This window comes from Curtobacterium sp. PhB142 (assembly GCF_004341255.1).
GTDB lineage: Bacteria > Actinomycetota > Actinomycetes > Actinomycetales > Microbacteriaceae > Curtobacterium.
In genome coordinates this window covers 90,591-105,825 of sequence record NZ_SLUT01000008.1, presented here as the reverse complement: position 1 = coordinate 105,825, position 15,235 = coordinate 90,591, and the positions used below count along the sequence as shown (strand labels likewise).

13 protein-coding genes and 1 tRNA gene are annotated in these 15,235 nt (G+C 72.6%); 10 read left to right on the top strand and 4 right to left on the bottom strand.

What is annotated here, in order from left to right; genetic code table 11:
- Window positions 1–128 precede the first annotated feature (128 nt).
- The 3 genes from EDF31_RS15950 (at window position 129) to EDF31_RS15940 (ending at window position 4,564) form a co-directional block, all read left to right on the top strand.
- On the top strand, window positions 129–1,001 hold the full coding sequence (locus tag EDF31_RS15950; RefSeq protein ID WP_131846843.1) for an oxidoreductase: 873 nt from the start codon (window positions 129–131) through the stop codon (window positions 999–1,001).
- A 74-nt stretch (window positions 1,002–1,075) separates the two neighbouring features.
- Entirely contained in the window at window positions 1,076–3,148 is a 2,073-nt protein-coding gene (locus EDF31_RS15945; RefSeq protein ID WP_131846842.1) for a GMC oxidoreductase, read from the top strand.
- Between the two features lie 36 nt (window positions 3,149–3,184).
- The gene (locus EDF31_RS15940) at window positions 3,185–4,564 is read left to right on the top strand and encodes a hypothetical protein (protein ID WP_131846841.1); all 1,380 of its coding nucleotides are present in this window, start codon (window positions 3,185–3,187) and stop codon (window positions 4,562–4,564) included.
- Window positions 4,565–4,600: 36 nt separating this feature from the next.
- Here the strand turns inward: EDF31_RS15940 and EDF31_RS15935 are convergent, their stop codons facing one another.
- Window positions 4,601–4,807 (bottom strand): hypothetical protein, encoded by a 207-nt coding sequence (locus tag EDF31_RS15935; RefSeq protein WP_111084081.1) that lies wholly within the window; start codon window positions 4,805–4,807, stop codon window positions 4,601–4,603.
- A gap of 186 nt (window positions 4,808–4,993) precedes the next feature.
- Here EDF31_RS15935 and EDF31_RS15930 point away from each other — a divergent pair.
- A tRNA-Gly gene (locus EDF31_RS15930) sits at window positions 4,994–5,065 on the top strand.
- Between the two features lie 274 nt (window positions 5,066–5,339).
- Here the strand turns inward: EDF31_RS15930 and EDF31_RS15925 are convergent.
- Genes EDF31_RS15925 through EDF31_RS15915 form a run of 3 tightly spaced genes read right to left on the bottom strand, consistent with a single transcriptional unit; the run spans window position 5,340 to window position 7,002 of the window.
- Entirely contained in the window at window positions 5,340–5,609 is a 270-nt protein-coding gene (locus EDF31_RS15925; protein ID WP_131846840.1) for a DUF6510 family protein, read from the bottom strand.
- Window positions 5,609–6,412 carry a ferredoxin reductase gene (locus EDF31_RS15920; RefSeq protein WP_131846839.1) on the bottom strand — a complete coding sequence of 268 codons (804 nt, stop codon included), beginning with the start codon at window positions 6,410–6,412 and terminating at the stop codon, window positions 5,609–5,611. Before EDF31_RS15920 ends, EDF31_RS15925 begins: the two co-directional genes overlap by 1 nt.
- Window positions 6,409–7,002, bottom strand: coding sequence for a molybdopterin-dependent oxidoreductase (locus tag EDF31_RS15915; RefSeq protein WP_131846838.1), 594 nt, complete (start codon window positions 7,000–7,002; stop codon window positions 6,409–6,411). The genes EDF31_RS15920 and EDF31_RS15915 overlap by 4 nt, the downstream gene beginning before the upstream one ends.
- A 155-nt stretch (window positions 7,003–7,157) precedes the next feature.
- Between EDF31_RS15915 and EDF31_RS15910 the strand changes: the two genes are divergently transcribed.
- From EDF31_RS15910 to EDF31_RS15885, 6 genes are read left to right on the top strand one after another with little or no spacing between them, the layout of a single operon-like run.
- Complete coding sequence (locus EDF31_RS15910) at window positions 7,158–8,759, top strand: ABC transporter substrate-binding protein (RefSeq protein WP_131846837.1); 1,602 nt, start codon at window positions 7,158–7,160, stop codon at window positions 8,757–8,759.
- Window positions 8,756–9,784 (top strand): ABC transporter permease, encoded by a 1,029-nt coding sequence (locus EDF31_RS15905; protein WP_131846836.1) that lies wholly within the window; start codon window positions 8,756–8,758, stop codon window positions 9,782–9,784. Before EDF31_RS15910 ends, EDF31_RS15905 begins: the two co-directional genes overlap by 4 nt.
- Window positions 9,781–10,665: an ABC transporter permease gene (locus EDF31_RS15900; RefSeq protein ID WP_131846835.1), complete on the top strand. Its 885-nt coding sequence runs from the start codon at window positions 9,781–9,783 to the stop codon at window positions 10,663–10,665. Before EDF31_RS15905 ends, EDF31_RS15900 begins: the two co-directional genes overlap by 4 nt.
- A complete protein-coding gene (locus EDF31_RS15895) occupies window positions 10,662–12,443 on the top strand; it encodes an ABC transporter ATP-binding protein (protein WP_131846834.1) in 1,782 nt (593 codons plus the stop codon). Before EDF31_RS15900 ends, EDF31_RS15895 begins: the two co-directional genes overlap by 4 nt.
- The gene (locus EDF31_RS15890; protein ID WP_131846833.1) at window positions 12,440–14,509 is read left to right on the top strand and encodes a CocE/NonD family hydrolase; all 2,070 of its coding nucleotides are present in this window, start codon (window positions 12,440–12,442) and stop codon (window positions 14,507–14,509) included. The genes EDF31_RS15895 and EDF31_RS15890 overlap by 4 nt, the downstream gene beginning before the upstream one ends.
- A complete protein-coding gene (locus EDF31_RS15885) occupies window positions 14,506–15,234 on the top strand; it encodes a TetR family transcriptional regulator C-terminal domain-containing protein (RefSeq protein ID WP_243650096.1) in 729 nt (242 codons plus the stop codon). The genes EDF31_RS15890 and EDF31_RS15885 overlap by 4 nt, the downstream gene beginning before the upstream one ends.
- Window position 15,235 lies beyond the last annotated feature (1 nt).

The following is a 15,235-nucleotide window of genomic DNA, read 5'->3' as shown; positions in this document are numbered from 1 at the left end:
CTGCAAGCGGGCCGTCCGCTGCGAGTGGGCCGGAACGCGCGTCGGTGTCGTGCGAGCCGCTGCCCACGCGAGCAGGCTGTCACGAGTGCGCTGCGCCTCGGCGTCGGCACGCCCTCGAAGGAGATCCGATGAGCACCACCACCCCTCGCCTGCCCGGCGGCACCTGGACCCTCGGCGACCGGCCGGTCGCACGCTTCGGCTACGGCGCGATGCAGCTCACCGGTCCCCGGGTCGTCGGGCCACCGAAGGACCACGACGAGGCTGTCGCCGTGCTCCGGGACGCCGTCGCGGGCGGCATCACGCACATCGACACCGCCGAGACGTACGGCCCCCGCATCGTCAACGAGCTGGTGCACGAGGCGCTGCACCCGTACGCCGACGACCTCGTCATCGCGACGAAGGTCGGTGCGCGGCGGGACGCCCGAGGCGGGTGGCCGACAGCTCGGGAACCCGACCAACTGCGTGCGCAGGTCGACGACAACCTCGAGACGCTCGGCGTCGACGTGCTGGACCTCGTCAACCTGCGGCTGGGCGACGCGAACGGTCCGGTCGCGGGGCCGATTGCCCCGGCGTTCGAGACGCTGGTCGACCTGCAGCGACAGGGGGTCATCCGGCACCTCGGCGTGAGCAACGCCACGCTGGGCCAAGTGGACGAAGCGCAGGGGATCGCTCCGATCGTGTCCGTGCAGAACATGTACAACCTGGCCAATCGGCAGGACGACCCGCTCATCGACCGGCTCGCGGCCGAGGGAGTCGCCTACGTGCCGTTCTTCCCGCTCGGTGGCTTCTCTCCGCTGCAGTCCGAGGTGCTCTCGACCGTGGCGACACGGCTCGGGTCGACGCCGATGTCCGTCGCCCTGGCGTGGCTGCTGCGCCGTTCCCCGAACATCCTGCTGATCCCGGGCACGTCGTCGCGGGCACACCTGCGCGAGAACGTCGAGGGGGCCGCCGTCGTGCTGAGCGACGACGACCTGCTCGACCTGGAGGGCATCGGCGGCTGAGCCCGGCCCCGGACCCTGCTGTGTCCGTTACGGTGCTCGTGGGCGGCACCGGCGCTGCTCGAGAGGCAGGACCGATGACGGACCACGCGGCCACCGCAGCGCAGGAGTTCCTCCGCACGCACGACGAACGGCTCCGTTCCCTGGTCGACCAGGTGGTGCCGGCGGACGAGTACCCGTCGGCGTCCGAGGCCGGCGTGCTCGACTTCCTGGCCGGGGTGCTGATCGACCGGCCGGACTGGCTGGACCGTCTCCGTGGCGTCGTCGAGTACGCGGACGACCACGAGGGCGTCGACGAGCTCCGCGACGGCGACGATCCCGACTGGACCTGGTTCGCCGAGCTCGTCGCCGCGGGGTACTACGCCGACGCGGGGAACGGCGGGAACGCGGGGGAGCGGTCCTGGGACATGGTGGGGTGGCAGCCCGGTCCGCCGGACGGATGGAGCGTGCCGGTACCGGTGGCGACCGCAGCGCCCTCGGTCGTGCACCCGTCGCAGCTGGCCGACCGGTACGACGCGGTCGTCGTCGGGTCGGGCGCCGGCGGGGGTGTCGCGGCGTGCGGGCTCGCCGAGTCCGGTCGGCGCGTGCTCGTGGTCGAGGCCGGTGGGTGGCCCGGCACCGCGGAACTCAGCCGTGACCACATCCGGAACCCGCGGTCGAGCTGGGGCGTCGCACCGCGGTCGGGGCCGTCCGACGTCGGCAACCCGCGGACGGTGGCGGACGGTCGCGAGCTCCTGGTGCTCCGGCCCTCGTCGCCGGGGTGGCACAACAACGCCGTCACGGCCGGCGGCGGCACACGGGTCTACGGCGCCCAGGCCTGGCGGTTCGGGCCGCGGGACTTCGCGATGGCATCGACGTACGGCGTGCCGGACGGCAGTGCGCTGGCCGACTGGCCGTTCGGGTACGACGACCTCGAGCCCTGGTACGAGCGCGCCGAGTGGGAGATCGGGGTCAGCGGCGGTGACGTCGACGGTCCGTGGTCCGGGGAGCGGTCGCGCGCGCGACCGATGCCACCGCTGCCGTCGGGGGCAGCGCGGGACCGGCTCGCCGGCGCCGCGGACGCCCTGGGCATCTCGACGGTGCACGTCCCGCTCCTGATCAACTCGACGCCGTACCTGGGCCGCCGCGCGTGCGAACAGTGCGGCATGTGCGTCGGCTTCGCGTGCCCGGTCGACGCCAAGAACGGCAGCCAGAACACCATGCTGACCCGCGCGTTCGCCACCGGGAACGCGTCGATCGTGCTCGAGTCCCGGGTCGCCCGACTGCGCACGGACCATGCCGGCCGCGTGGTCGGCGTCACGATCGTCGGCACCGCGGACGGCCGCGACTGGCGGGCCGAGGTCGACGCCGCCGAGGTCGTCGTCGCGGCCGGAGCGGTGGAGTCGGCACGGCTCCTGCTGAACAGCCGGAGCGACCAGGAGCCCGACGGCATCGGCAACCGCGCGGACCAGGTCGGCCGGCACCTGCAGGGCCACGTCTACGGCGGCGCGATGGGGGTCTTCGACGACGTGGTGGACGACGGTCTCGGACCGGGGCCGTCGATCGCCACCACCGACTACCGGCACGGCGTGCCCGGGCAGATCGGTGGCGGGATCCTGGCGAACGAGTTCATCGCGACGCCGTCGAACACGTACCAGTACCTCGTCGGCACGGGGCTCGCGCCGCGATCCGGGCTCGACGGCAAGCACGCGATGCGGGACCTGGCGCGGCGCAGCATGCGGATAATGGGGCCGATCCAGGAGGTCACCACGGCCGACACACGCGTCCGGGTCGACCCCGCGGTGACGGACCGGTACGGCATCCCGGTGGCGTCGTTCAGCGGTGGGGTCCACCCGGAGGACGTCCGTGCTCGCGACCACACCAGCGCCCGGAGCGGCGACTGGTTGCGCGCGGCCGGCGCCACGCGCGTGGCGGAGCTGCACGGTCCGGTCCGGGGCACGAGCGGTGGCCAGCACCAGGCCGGCACGCTCCGGATGGGGACGGATCCGGCGACGTCGGTCGTCGACCCGTTCGGCCGGGTGTGGGGACACGACAACCTGCGCGTGACCGACGGCTCGGTGCACGTCACGAACGGCGGGGTGAACCCGGTGCTCACCATCCTGGCGACCGCGATGCGGAGCGTCGACGCGATGGTCGCGCAGCACGGTTGACCACGTGCCCGGTCCGCCACCGATACGGTGGCGTCCGTGACCGACGACCCTGAAGCCGCCATCGCCCAGCACGTCCACGACGCGTGGGACGGTTCCCTGCGGCTCGTGCACATCACGATCTCGGACGAGGACGGCGACGCCTACCCCGGCCAGGACGTCGACCGGTGGGTGATCGACGTCCGGGTGCCCATCACCGACGACGAGGCCGAAGCGGTGTCGGTCGCCGAGGTCGCCGCGTACACGAGCCGTTCGCCCGAGTCGGTCGAGGCACTGGTGCTCGGGTACCAGGTCTCCGACGTCGACGGTGACTTCGCCGCGGCGATCGTCGTGCCGGACGCGACCGGCGAGACCTTCCTGTCGCTGCAGACGCACGCCGCCGAGATGCTCGGCAAGCCGGACCTGCTGGCGCTCGACCGCCTCACCGTGCGACCGGCGTACCGCGGGCTGCCCGGACTCGTTCCCGCCGTGGTCGACGCCGTGCGCCGTGGCCCCGCCGGTCGATCGGCGTCGTGGGTGCTCGCGGACCCCTCGGTCTGGAACGTGCCGTTCGAGGACCAGGACCGTGCGGCCGGCGAGTTCGTCCAGTGGGCGGACACCCCCGTGTTCGCGTCGATGAACGCCGACCACGAGGACCTCGAGCGGTTGGCCGCCGTGCCCCCGACCGGCGGCATCGTCATGGGGTCCCGCTCGGACGAGGTGCACCTCGGCGACGCGCTCGACGAAGCATTGGCACGTCCGGCGATCGCAGTCGCGTTCGCCCTGCCGCCGAAGCTCCCGGCGAGCATCTGGGCCGCGGCCCCCGAGGATGTCCACGGCGTGCACCCCGACGAGGCCACCGGGTCCATCACCGTCGAGACGCACGACGAGCAGCTCGAGGTCGTCGGATCGCCCGGCACGGCACCGCAGCTGGTCGGGACCTCGGCCTCGGCCGACGCCGCGACGCAGGACTGGCTCCGGGCGGTGCACCAGCGCTGGTGGCAGTACGAGCCCGGACTGCACGACCGGATCCACGAGGTCGTCGACGAGTACCTGACGTCGGGGGAGATCGAGTCCGTCACCGACGAACGCGCCCCGCACCTGCACGCGCCGGACCTGCCCGTGTTCCGCACCGAGTGGCCCGGGATCGGCGAGGTGCACCTGGAGCCCCTCGGCGAGGACACCGAACCCGTCGTGTACGACGCCGTGCTCGAGGTCGGCGATGCCCACGACCACATCGGGGTCGTCGTCGTGCACGAGTCCGGGCACGTCCGGGCGTCCCTCCACGACGAGTGGAACCCCGCCCTGGCGGACGTCACCGGTGCGCTCACCCACCTGGTCAGCCTCGGCGCCGGGGAGTTCTTCGCGGACGCGCTGCACGACGAACTGTCGGCCGGCGCCGAGCACGCGATCCTGACGGGCGACGTCCGCGGGCACTGACCGCAGTCGAGCGCCAGGCCGGTCGCCGAGCGCGCCTCAGACCGGGCGGTAGATCGCGATCGGGGGCGCCTGGTCGTCACCGTCGTCGTGCGCATCGCCGGTGGCGAGCCAGGTCCGCCCCTCGTGCTCGATCGTGGTCGGCAGGTCGCCGTGCACCAGGATGCGGATGGCGGGGGTGTCACCGTCGATCAGGTCGACGCCGTGGGCCTCGGTCCCGCCCGGGTTGTCGTGCACGTAGCTCATGCTCCGATCGAACTCCTCCGTGCCTGATGACCGCGCCTGATGACCGCGCCGGGCCGCGCAGGGCCGCGCAGGGCCGCGCCGGGCCGCGCCTCGCGACACCGGACACGCCCGGATCTGCCGCAGAACACGTCCGTGGGCCCGGGATCGGGTACAGTCGACTCCGCACGGCCCACACGGCGTGCGAATGCGGATGTGGCGCAGTGGTAGCGCATCACCTTGCCAAGGTGAGGGTCGCGAGTTCGAATCTCGTCATCCGCTCGGACGGAACAGAACCCCCGGGGTTGCTCACAGAGCAGCACCGGGGGTTCTGTCGTTCCCGGGCGCCGTGAGCGGGTGCATCCGGGGGCGCAGGCTTCGGGTACCCGCGCCCACCGGACGCAGAGGCCGCACTGCCCCGAGCGGAGACGCCGGGTGGGTGGCCCAGCGATGTCCCGAAGAGTCATCCGGAGCATCGTCGCGGTCGGATTGGACCCCAGTTCGAGGCATGCGGAAAGCCGCAAGAACTCCGCACGACATGCGGTCGGCGATTGCGCTAGCCGCGATCCTCGGGTAATGGGATCAGCGCGGCACGGGTGCCGGGGAGGCTGATCCAGCGCGCGGATCCGGCCTCGACGACGGTGACGAGCACGGTGTCGCACGTCCGGCACCGGGCGACGGAGCCCATCGCCGAGCAGTACACGGCGGTGCGTGCGACCGATCCGCGGGACCCGCACCCCGCGCAGCAGAGCACCGTCACGGTCGGCTCCGGACCGAGCACCTCGGACAGGACCCCCGCGAGCGCGTTGCCGTCGACGACCGTCATCAACTGCCCCCGAACCGTTCGGCACGGACGTCGGTGGTGTCGTGTCCGAGGTCGGCGAGCCAACGGAGCACCTGCTCGACGAAGGGCGTCGAGCCGCACACGTAGACGAGCGCCCCGGCGTCGGGTGGGAAGACCGCGGCGGCGAGCGCATCGCGGGTCAGCCGTCCCACGGGCACGGCGGACCCGGGTGGAGCGGTCCGGCTGTACACGGTGGTCACGTCGAGCGGAGCGTCGGAAGCGACGGCCCGGTCGAGTTCGGCGCGGAAGAAGACGTCGTCGGGGGTCCGGACGGCGACGAGCAACCGGAACGGTGCGGGGTCCCCGGCCTCGGCGTGCGCGGTGACCATGGCGACGAGCGGCACGATCCCCGAGCCGCCGGCGATCAGCTGCACCGGACGGGGGGACGCGCCGGGGCGCCACACGAACCAGCCGCCGAGCGGCCCGTGCACCTCGAGCGCGTCGCCGACCTCGACCGCGTCGACCAGGAACGGGGACACCTCGCCACCCTCGACGCGGTCGACGGCGAGCACGACGTCGGGCCGGTCACCCGCCGAGGCGATCGAGTACGAGCGGGATGCCTGGTAGCCGTCCTCGGCCGTGAGCCGCAGGTCCAGGTGCTGGCCCGGGTCGTTCCCCGGCCACGTCGGGACGTCCAGGACGACCCGACGTGCGTTCGGGGTCTCGCGCTCCACCGAGGCGACCGTCGCGGGGTGCCAGGCCGGCCGCCTGCGGGGCGCGGGCCGACCGGCGGGCGCGATCCGGGCCTCCAGGTCGGTGGACACGTCGGTGTCGGGAACCGTCACCAGTACCGCTCTTCCTTCCACGGGTCGCCGTGCAGGTTGTAGCCCGCGTTCTCCCAGAAGCCCGGTTCGTCGTCCGCCTGCATGACGAACCCGCTCACCCACTTCGCGCTCTTCCAGAAGTACAGGTGCGGCACCAGCAGGCGCGCCGGACCGCCGTGTTCGGGCTCGAGCGGTTCGCCGTCGGCCTCGAACGCGATCCACGCCTTGCCGTCCAGCAGCTCGTCGAGCGGCACGTTCGTCGTGTACCCGCCGGTGCTGTGCACCATGCAGTAGTCGAGCGACGTCTCGACGTCCTCGAACAGGCGGTCGAGGGGGACGCCGCGCCACGGCATGTCGAGCTTGGTCCAGTGGGTGACGCAGTGGATGTCGACGGTGACGTCCTCGACGCCGAGCGCGTGCACCTCGTCCCACGTCCAGGTGTGCAGACCGTTCTCGGCGCGGATCGAGAAGACCCACGACGCCGGATCGACGTCGGGCGTGGCACCGGCCGACAGGACGGGCCAGTCGCGCACCAGGGTCTGGCCGGGCGGGATGCGGGTGTCGTCGCGGTCGGCTCGACGGCCACCGAACCCCCTGGTGAACGTCGCCATGATCCTCCTCGGACGGGATGGTCCGATCATGCTCCGTGCCGGCGGCGCCCGTGTAACGAGTTCGTAAACACTCCGGAGGACGAGGAGCAGGAGTTGGGGGATCGCCGGGTTCCCTCTATCGTTCACCGGAACGATTACAGGAGGGGCCACCCCGAATGCAGCCCATCGTCCCCGAACCCCGGAACGCCCGCGGCCCGAGCCGTCGAACGCTCCTCACCGGCGCCGCCGGCCTCGCCGGCCTCGGCCTGCTCACCCTGACGGGGTGCAGCTCCGGCGCGAACGCCGGCACGCCCACCATCCCCGAAGCGGCGGCCACCGGCGTCGCCCGACGCGGCGGTCGCCTGCGCATCGCGCGCCCGGCCGCCTCGGCCGCCGAGACCCTCGACTCCGCCAGCTCCCTGTCGGCGTACGAGTACCTCGGCGCGCTCTACAACCGGCTCGTCAAGCTCGACGAGCAGGGCACCACCGTGCCCGACCTCGCCGAGGAGTGGTCCGCGAACGCCGACGGCACCGAGTGGACGTTCTCGCTCCGCCGTGGCGTCACCTTCCACGACGGCAGCCGCTTCACCGCGGACGACGCCATCGCGAGCATCCGGCACATCCTCGACGAGAAGACCGGCAGCCCGCAGGCCGGGGTCCTCGGCGAGGTGATGGACGCCGACTCCATGCGTGCGACCGACCCGTACACGCTGCGGTTCTCGCTGACCAAGCCGAACGCCGAGTTCCCGTCGCTGCTCACCGCGTACCAGTGCTACATCGTGCCGGCGGCCGCGATCGCCGACATCGGCCGCACCGGGATCGGGACGGGTCCGTTCCGGCTCTCCGCGTTCACCCCCGCCGGTGCCGGCAGTGTCGAGGCGTTCGACGACCACTTCGCCGGGCGTCCCGCGCTGGACGGCATCGACTTCTACTCGATCCAGGACACCACCGCCCGGGTGAACGCGCTCCTCGCCGGCCAGATCGACCTGATCTCGCAGACGAACCTGGACTTCGCGACCGCTCGGGTGGTGTCCGCGTCCGACCGCGCCACCGTCGCCCGGTCCAAGAACGCCCAGTGGTACACGATCCCGATGCTCGCCACGAGCGACGAGTTCAGCGACCCGCGGGTCCGCCAGGCGATGAAGTTCGCCTACGACCCGCAGCAGATCGTCGACACCGCCCTGCAGGGCACCGGCTCGCCCGGGTGGGACAACCCCGTCCCGCCGCAGCTCGCCGCGTTCGTCGACGACCACCGCGAGTACGACCCGGACAAGGCGAAGGCACTGCTCAAGCAGGCCGGTCACGAGGGGTTCCGGACCTCGATCTACACGTCGAGCTACGAGTCGGTCTTCACGCCGATGGCGGTCGCCTACCGCGACGCCGTCGCCGACGCGGGCATCCGCCTGACGGTCCGCAACGCGAGCTCGGACTCGTACTACACGCAGATCTGGATGCAGAAGCCGCTCATGGTGAGCTACTGGTTCACCGGCCGGCCGATCGACCAGCTGCTCAACCAGATCTTCCGCACGGGCTCGTCCTACAACGAGAGCGCGTGGTCGAACGAGACCTTCGACGGGCTGCTCGACGATGCCCGCGCCGAGATGGACGACGCCAAGCGGCTGACGCTCTACCAGGACGCCCAGCGGCTCGTGGTCGAGGACGGGGCCGACATGACCCCGATGTTCGGCGACCGGCTCGTGGGGCTGTCCCGCGACGTCGTGAACTACTCGGAGTACGGCTTCGAGTTCGACTACCTCCGGATCGGACTGCGCCGATGACGACCAAGAACACCCCGTCGGACGTCCTCGTCCCCGTCCTCCGCCGGGTCGGCATCGCCGTGCTCACGGTCGTGCTCGCCTCGCTCTTCGTGTTCCTCGCGGTGCAGGCGCTCCCCGGCGACGTCGCCCAGCAGCTGCTCGGGCAGAACGCCACCCCCGATGCCGTCAAGCAGCTGCGCGAGACGCTCGGTCTCGACCAGAACGTCTGGCTCCGCTACCTGCAGTGGCTCGGCGGTGCGGTGCACGGCGACTTCGGCACCTCGCTCGTCAGCGGTGAACCCGTCGCCCCGACACTGTTCACGGCCTTCCGCAACAGCATGCTCATCGCCGTCCCCGCGATGCTCGTCGGCGTCACGGTCTCCCTGACGCTCGGCGTCCTCGCCGGGGTCCGTCGGGGTCGCCCGTCCGACAAGGTGATCTCGATCGTCAGCCTCGTCGTCATGAGCGTGCCCGAGTTCATGGTCGCGACCGTGCTCGTGCTGCTCTTCGCGATCGGCCTGCCGGTCTTCCCCGCCGTCGTGCTGCGGGGGAGCGACGCCACGGTCGGAGAACTCCTGCCGACGATCTGGCTGCCGATCATCGTGCTCACCCTGGCGATGGCCGCCTACATCGTGCGCACCGCCCGCTCCTCGACCATCGACGTGATGGCGTCCGAGTTCGTCACCACGGCGGAGCTCAAGGGCCTGACGATGCGTCGCGTGGTCTGGAAGCACGCGGTGCCGAGCGCGCTGCTGCCGACGCTGAACGTCGTCGCGCTCAACGTCGCCTGGCTGCTCGGCGGGGTCGTCGTCGTCGAGAACGTCTTCAACTACCCGGGCATGGGCAAGCTCATGCTCGAGTCGGTCTTCAACCGCGACCTGCCGACGATCGAGGCGATCGCGCTCCTGAGCGCCGTCATCTACGTCGTCTGCAACCTCGCCGCCGACCTCGTGGCGCTCGCCCTCGACCCGAAGCTGCGGACCCGCCAGCGGCGACCGCGCACGCGCACGCGCACGACGCGCAGCACCAGGAAGGCCGCCGCATGACCGCCACCGCCACCCGCCGCCCCGGACGCGTCGTCCTCGCCGGGGCCCTCGCGCCCCTGCGCGGCTCGACGGCGCTGAGCATCGGCCTCGGCCTCATCGCCCTGCACGTCGTGCTCGCCCTGCTCGCACCGGTCATCGCCGGGTACGACCCGGTGGCCACGAACGCCGGCGACGTCCTCGCCGGCCCGACCTGGACGCACTGGCTCGGCACCGACCAGTACGGCCGTGACGTGCTGTGGCGGACGCTCAACGGCGGCCGGTACGCCCTGCTCGTGACCTTCCTGGCCACGACGATCGCCGTCGCGGTCGGCACGGTGCTCGGTTGCATCACGGCGTACGCGGACAACTGGTTCGACGAGGCCGTCATGCGCGTCGTCGACGCCCTGCTCAGCGTGCCGTCGATCCTCGCCCTGCTGGTCGTCGTCACCGTCTTCGACGCCGGGCTCTGGGTGATCGTCCTCGCCGTCACCGTCGTCTACGCGCCCGCCGTGACCCGCGTCGTCCGCGGTGCCGCCCGCACCGTCATCACGCAGGACTACGTGACGGCCGCCCGGGCCCGGGGTGAACGCGCGCTGTCGATCGTGTTCCGCGAGATCCTGCCGAACGTCCTCGACGTGGTGCTCGTCGAGTACGCCATGCGGGCCTCGTGGATCGTGCTGCTCGTCGCGTCGCTGTCCTTCCTCGGCTTCGGCGCCAACCCACCGACGCCCGACTGGGGGCTGATGGTGCAGGAGAACCGCACCGCGCTGACCGTGGTGCCGCTCGGCACGCTCGCACCGATCGTCGCCCTGGCGACCCTGGTGATCGGGCTCAACCTCGCCGCCGACGGCCTGAGCAAGTCGCTCGGCGTCGACCGCGCCACGAAGGGAGTGAGCGCATGACGCACACCGACACCGCACCGGCCGCACCGGCGACCGCCACGGACCCCATCGTCCGCGTCGACGACCTCGCGATCTCCTACGCGGCCGGCAAGCGCCTGGTCCCCGTGGTGCGCGGCGTCTCCTTCGCGATCCCCGCCGGGCGCACCCTCGGCCTCGTCGGGGAGTCCGGCAGCGGCAAGTCCACCGTCGCCCGGACCCTGCTCGCGCACCTCCGGGCGGGCTCGACGATCGTCGGCGGCTCGGTCCGCGTCGGCGGCGACGATGTCTTCGCGCTGTCACCGTCCGGCCGCCGCGAGCTCCGCGGCGGCGTCGCCTCCGTCGTCGCGCAGAACGCCGGCCAGGCGCTCACCCCGTCGATGCGCGTCGGCGAGCAGATCCGCGAGGCCCTGCGCGCCCACCGCGAACCCGACGGCCCCGAGCGCGTCGCCGAGCTGGTCCGGTTGGTCCGGCTGCCAGACCCCGACGCGATCGTCCGCCGCTACCCGCACCAGCTCTCCGGCGGGCAGCAGCAGCGCATCGCGATCGCGATGGCCGTCGCCGCACGCCCGCGGGTGCTCGTGCTCGACGAGCCCACGACGGCGCTCGACGTCGTCACCCAGGCCGCCGTCCTCGACCTGATCGCTGACCTCGGCCGCCAGCTCGGCATGGCCGTCCTGCTCGTCAGCCACGACCTCGGGGTCGTGTCGGCGATGGCGGACGAGATCGCCGTCATGCGCGATGGCGAGATCGTCGAGCACGCCGCCACGGCGGCGCTCTTCGCCGCCCCGCAGCACGAGTACACGCGTGCCCTGCTGGCCGCGGTGCCGGACGGGCGACGGCCGGGAGGATCGGGGCACGTGCCCGAGACGGCGACCGTCTCGTCGACGGTCGCCTCCACGGCCGGCCGAACCGTTCCTCCCGAACCGCTCGTCCGTCCCGTGGTGACCGCCGAGGACCTGGTGATCCGCTACGGACGCGGCCTGCCGGCCGCCGTCGACGGCGTCTCCTTCACGATCGCACCGCGTGAGACGCTCGCGGTCGTGGGGGAGTCCGGAAGTGGCAAGTCGACTCTCGCGACCGCCCTCGCCGGCCTGGTGCCGGCCGAGTCGGGCACGTTCTCGTTCGACGACGGGACCGTGAGCGGCGACCTGCGCGAGCCGATCGCCGGACGGTCCCCGGACCTTCGTCGTGCGGTGCAGCTCGTGTTCCAGAACGCTGACACGTCGCTCAACCCGCGGCGCACCGTGGGCGCGGCGATCGGGCGACCGCTCAAGCTGTTCACGGGCACGTCCTCGCGGCAGCGCGTCGGCGAGCTGCTCACCCAGGTCGGCCTCGGCCCGGAGTTCGCCGAGCGGCTGCCGGCGCAGCTCTCCGGTGGGCAGCGGCAGCGCGTCGGCATCGCCCGGGCCCTCGCCGCCGAGCCGCGCCTGGTCATCGCCGACGAGATCACCACCGCGCTCGACGTGCAGGTGCAGGCCGGGATCCTCGCGCTCCTCGCCGACCTGCAGCGCTCGCGCGGGCTCAGTTGCCTGTTCATCAGCCACGACCTGGCCGTCGTCCGGGGCGTGGCCGACCGGGTCGCCGTGATGACCGGCGGCCGGATCGTCGAGATCGGACCGACCGAGCGGGTCTTCACCGGCCCGAACCACCCGTACACGTCGACGCTGCTGGCCGCGACGCTCGAGCCGGGCAGCACCGAGCTGCCCGACGTCGGCGACGGTGTGCCGCGCTGGCGGCACACCGAGGGCTGGACCGACCACGGCGACGGACACCTGACCCGGAACTGGGAGGACGCATGAGCCGCGATCGCTCGGAGTACGCCGACGCTTCGACCCTCACCGCCATCGGCGCGCCGGACTCGCTGCCGGACGGCGTGACCGTCCGCGACGAGTGGATCTCGATGCCCGACGGCGTCCGGCTGCACACCCGGATCTGGTCGCCGGCGTCGCCCGACGGTCCGGTGCCGGTGCTGCTCGAGTACCTGCCGTACCGGCTCGACGACTGGACCGCGCCCCGCGACTCGGAACGGCACCCCTGGTACGCCCAGCACGGGTACGCCTCGGTCCGGGTCGACATCCGGGGCAGCGGCTCGTCAGACGGGTTCTTCGACGACGAGTACAGCGAGCAGGAGCTCCGCGACGGAGAGGTCGTGATCGCCTGGCTCGCCGAGCAGGAGTGGTCGACGGGCGCCGTCGGCATGTTCGGCATCTCGTGGGGTGGGTTCAACGCCCTGCAACTGGCAGCGCGTGCGCCCGCCGCGCTCAAGGCCATCGTCACGGTGTGTTCGACCGACGACCGGTACGACAACGACGTGCACTACGTCGGCGGAGCGGTGCTCGGCATCGACATGGCGGCGTGGGGCGCGACGATGTTCGCGTTCAACTCGCGGCCGCCCCGGCCCGAGGTCGTCGGCACGGACTGGGTCGACCGGTGGCGCGAGCGGCTGGAGTCGAACCGCCCGATGACGCCGGTGTGGCTCGCGCACCAGGAACGCGACGACTACTGGCGGCACGGCAGCGCCGCCGAGGACTACGGCAACATCGGTGCAGCGGTCCTCGCCGTCGGCGGCTGGGCGGACCCGTACCGCGACGCCGTGCTCCGACTGGTGTCGAACGTGCAGTCCCCGGTCAAGGGCATCGTCGGACCGTGGTCGCACCAGTACCCGGACCGCGGTCTCGCACCCGGACCGTCGATCGGGTTCCTGCAGGAGACGCTGCGCTGGTGGGACCGCTGGCTCCGCGGGATCGACACCGGCGTCGAGGCGGACCCCGCGCTCCGCGCCTGGATCAACGAGGGCGAAGCACCGGCGACGTACTACGCGTCGCGACGGGGTCGGTGGGTCGGCGCCGAGGCGTGGCCGTCGGCGGCGACGCACCGGCGCGCGCTGCCGCTCGCGACGCTGCGCGGCGGCGAGGACGGGCCGGTCGTCGTCCGGTCGCCGCAGCACACCGGCGCCGACGCCGGACGGTTCTTCCCGTTCGGCAACGCGACCGACCTGCCACCGGACCAGCGTGCCGAGGACGGCCGCTCCGTCTGCTTCGACCTGCCCGTCGGCCGGGCGTTCGACCTGCTCGGCAACGCGCTCGTCACCCTGTCGGTCACGAGCGACCAGCCGCGCGCCACCCTGACGGTGCGGTTGTGCGACGTCGCGCCGGACGGCTCGTCGACCCTCGTGACGCGCGGGGTGCTCAACGCGGCGAAGCGGGACGGCATGGACCGGAACGACCCGCTGGTCCCCGGTGAGCCGGCGTCGCTGCCGGTGCAGCTCGTCGCGACCGGTCACCGGTTCGCCGCCGGGCACCGCCTGCGGATCGCGGTGTCGTCGTCCTACTGGCCCTGGGTCTGGCCGCACGGCACCGAGGCCACCGTCACGATCGACCCGACGGCGTCCGAGGTGTGCCTGCCGGTCTGGACCCGCGACACCGACGACGACGTGCGCTTCGACGAGCCCGAGCGGTCGACGCCGCTCGCGATCGATCGCGTGGCACCGACCGAGCAGCTGCCCCAGCGCACCGTCACGCACGACGTCGAGACGGGCGAGTGGACCCTCGACGTCGACCCCGGGTACGGCGGCGGACGGGTCTACCCCGACGGGCTCGTCTTCAGCGAGGACGCCCGCGAGACGTACCGCATCCGGTCGGACGACCCGAACTCGGCCGTGGCCTCGTCGCGTTGGGCGATCGGCCTGGCGAAGCCGGACTGGTCGGCACGGCTCGAGACGTCCTCCGAGGTCACCGCCGACGCCGAGGCCTTCCACGTCGTGAACACCGTGCGGGCCTGGGCCCGTGACGGCGGCCCCGACGCCCCCGAGGTGCTGGTCACCGAGCAGACCTTCGCCGACGACGTCCCGAGGACCTCGGCGTGACCGGCGCGGCGGGGGCTGCGCCGGGGGCGGCGGCGGCGGCTGCGCGGGGCCCGGCAGTGGACGCCGCAGCGGGTGCGGCGCCGCGCGTCCGGCAGCGTCCCGCGGTCCGGCGCGCGATGATCGTCGCGGCCGCCCGTGCCGTCATCGTCCGCAACGGCGTCGGCGCGACGGGGCTGCGGGACATCGCCGCCGAGGCCGGAGTGTCCGTCGGCACCGTGACGTACCACTTCGGCAGCGTGGCGGAGATCCTCAACGAGGTCGTCGTGCTCGAGACGGAGCGCTTCTACGGGGCGATCGTCATCGCCGTCGACGCCGAGTCCGACCCCGTCGAGGCGTTGCGGATGCTCGTGGCGCCCCTGTTCGACGACACCGAACAGGTCCGGCAGCACTGGCGGATCTGGTCCGACTACTGGACCGCGGTCGCCCGTCGGCCCGAGGTGGCCGCCGAGTACGCCGAGCGGATCCGCGTCTGGGAGGCCTGTCTGGTCCGGGTGATCCGCCGCGGTGCCGACGCCGGCACGTTCCCGGGCGGCGCCGGACCGATCGAGCCGGACACCGTGGCCCTGAAGCTCGCGGCCTACAGCGACGGGGTCGCGACGCAGATCGCGCAGGGCGTCCCGGGGCTCACGAACACCGTCGCGCTGTCGTGGATGTGGACCTTCCTGGCACACGAACTCGGTGTGCCGGCTGTGGAGATCGCCGGAACCGGCCAGCAGCCCTTGTGAT

Bases quoted from the DNA above. Each gene is read 5' to 3' on its own strand.
- EDF31_RS15950 (WP_131846843.1), top strand. From the start codon at position 129: ATGAGCACCACCACCCCTCGCCTGCCCGGCGGCACCTGGACCCTCGGC.
- EDF31_RS15945 (WP_131846842.1), top strand. From the start codon at position 1,076: ATGACGGACCACGCGGCCACCGCAGCGCAGGAGTTCCTCCGCACGCAC.
- EDF31_RS15935 (WP_111084081.1), bottom strand. From the start codon at position 4,807: ATGAGCTACGTGCACGACAACCCGGGCGGGACCGAGGCCCACGGCGTC.
- EDF31_RS15925 (WP_131846840.1), bottom strand. From the start codon at position 5,609: ATGACGGTCGTCGACGGCAACGCGCTCGCGGGGGTCCTGTCCGAGGTG.
- EDF31_RS15915 (WP_131846838.1), bottom strand. From the start codon at position 7,002: ATGGCGACGTTCACCAGGGGGTTCGGTGGCCGTCGAGCCGACCGCGAC.
- EDF31_RS15910 (WP_131846837.1), top strand. From the start codon at position 7,158: ATGCAGCCCATCGTCCCCGAACCCCGGAACGCCCGCGGCCCGAGCCGT.
- EDF31_RS15905 (WP_131846836.1), top strand. From the start codon at position 8,756: ATGACGACCAAGAACACCCCGTCGGACGTCCTCGTCCCCGTCCTCCGC.
- EDF31_RS15900 (WP_131846835.1), top strand. From the start codon at position 9,781: ATGACCGCCACCGCCACCCGCCGCCCCGGACGCGTCGTCCTCGCCGGG.
- EDF31_RS15895 (WP_131846834.1), top strand. From the start codon at position 10,662: ATGACGCACACCGACACCGCACCGGCCGCACCGGCGACCGCCACGGAC.
- EDF31_RS15890 (WP_131846833.1), top strand. From the start codon at position 12,440: ATGAGCCGCGATCGCTCGGAGTACGCCGACGCTTCGACCCTCACCGCC.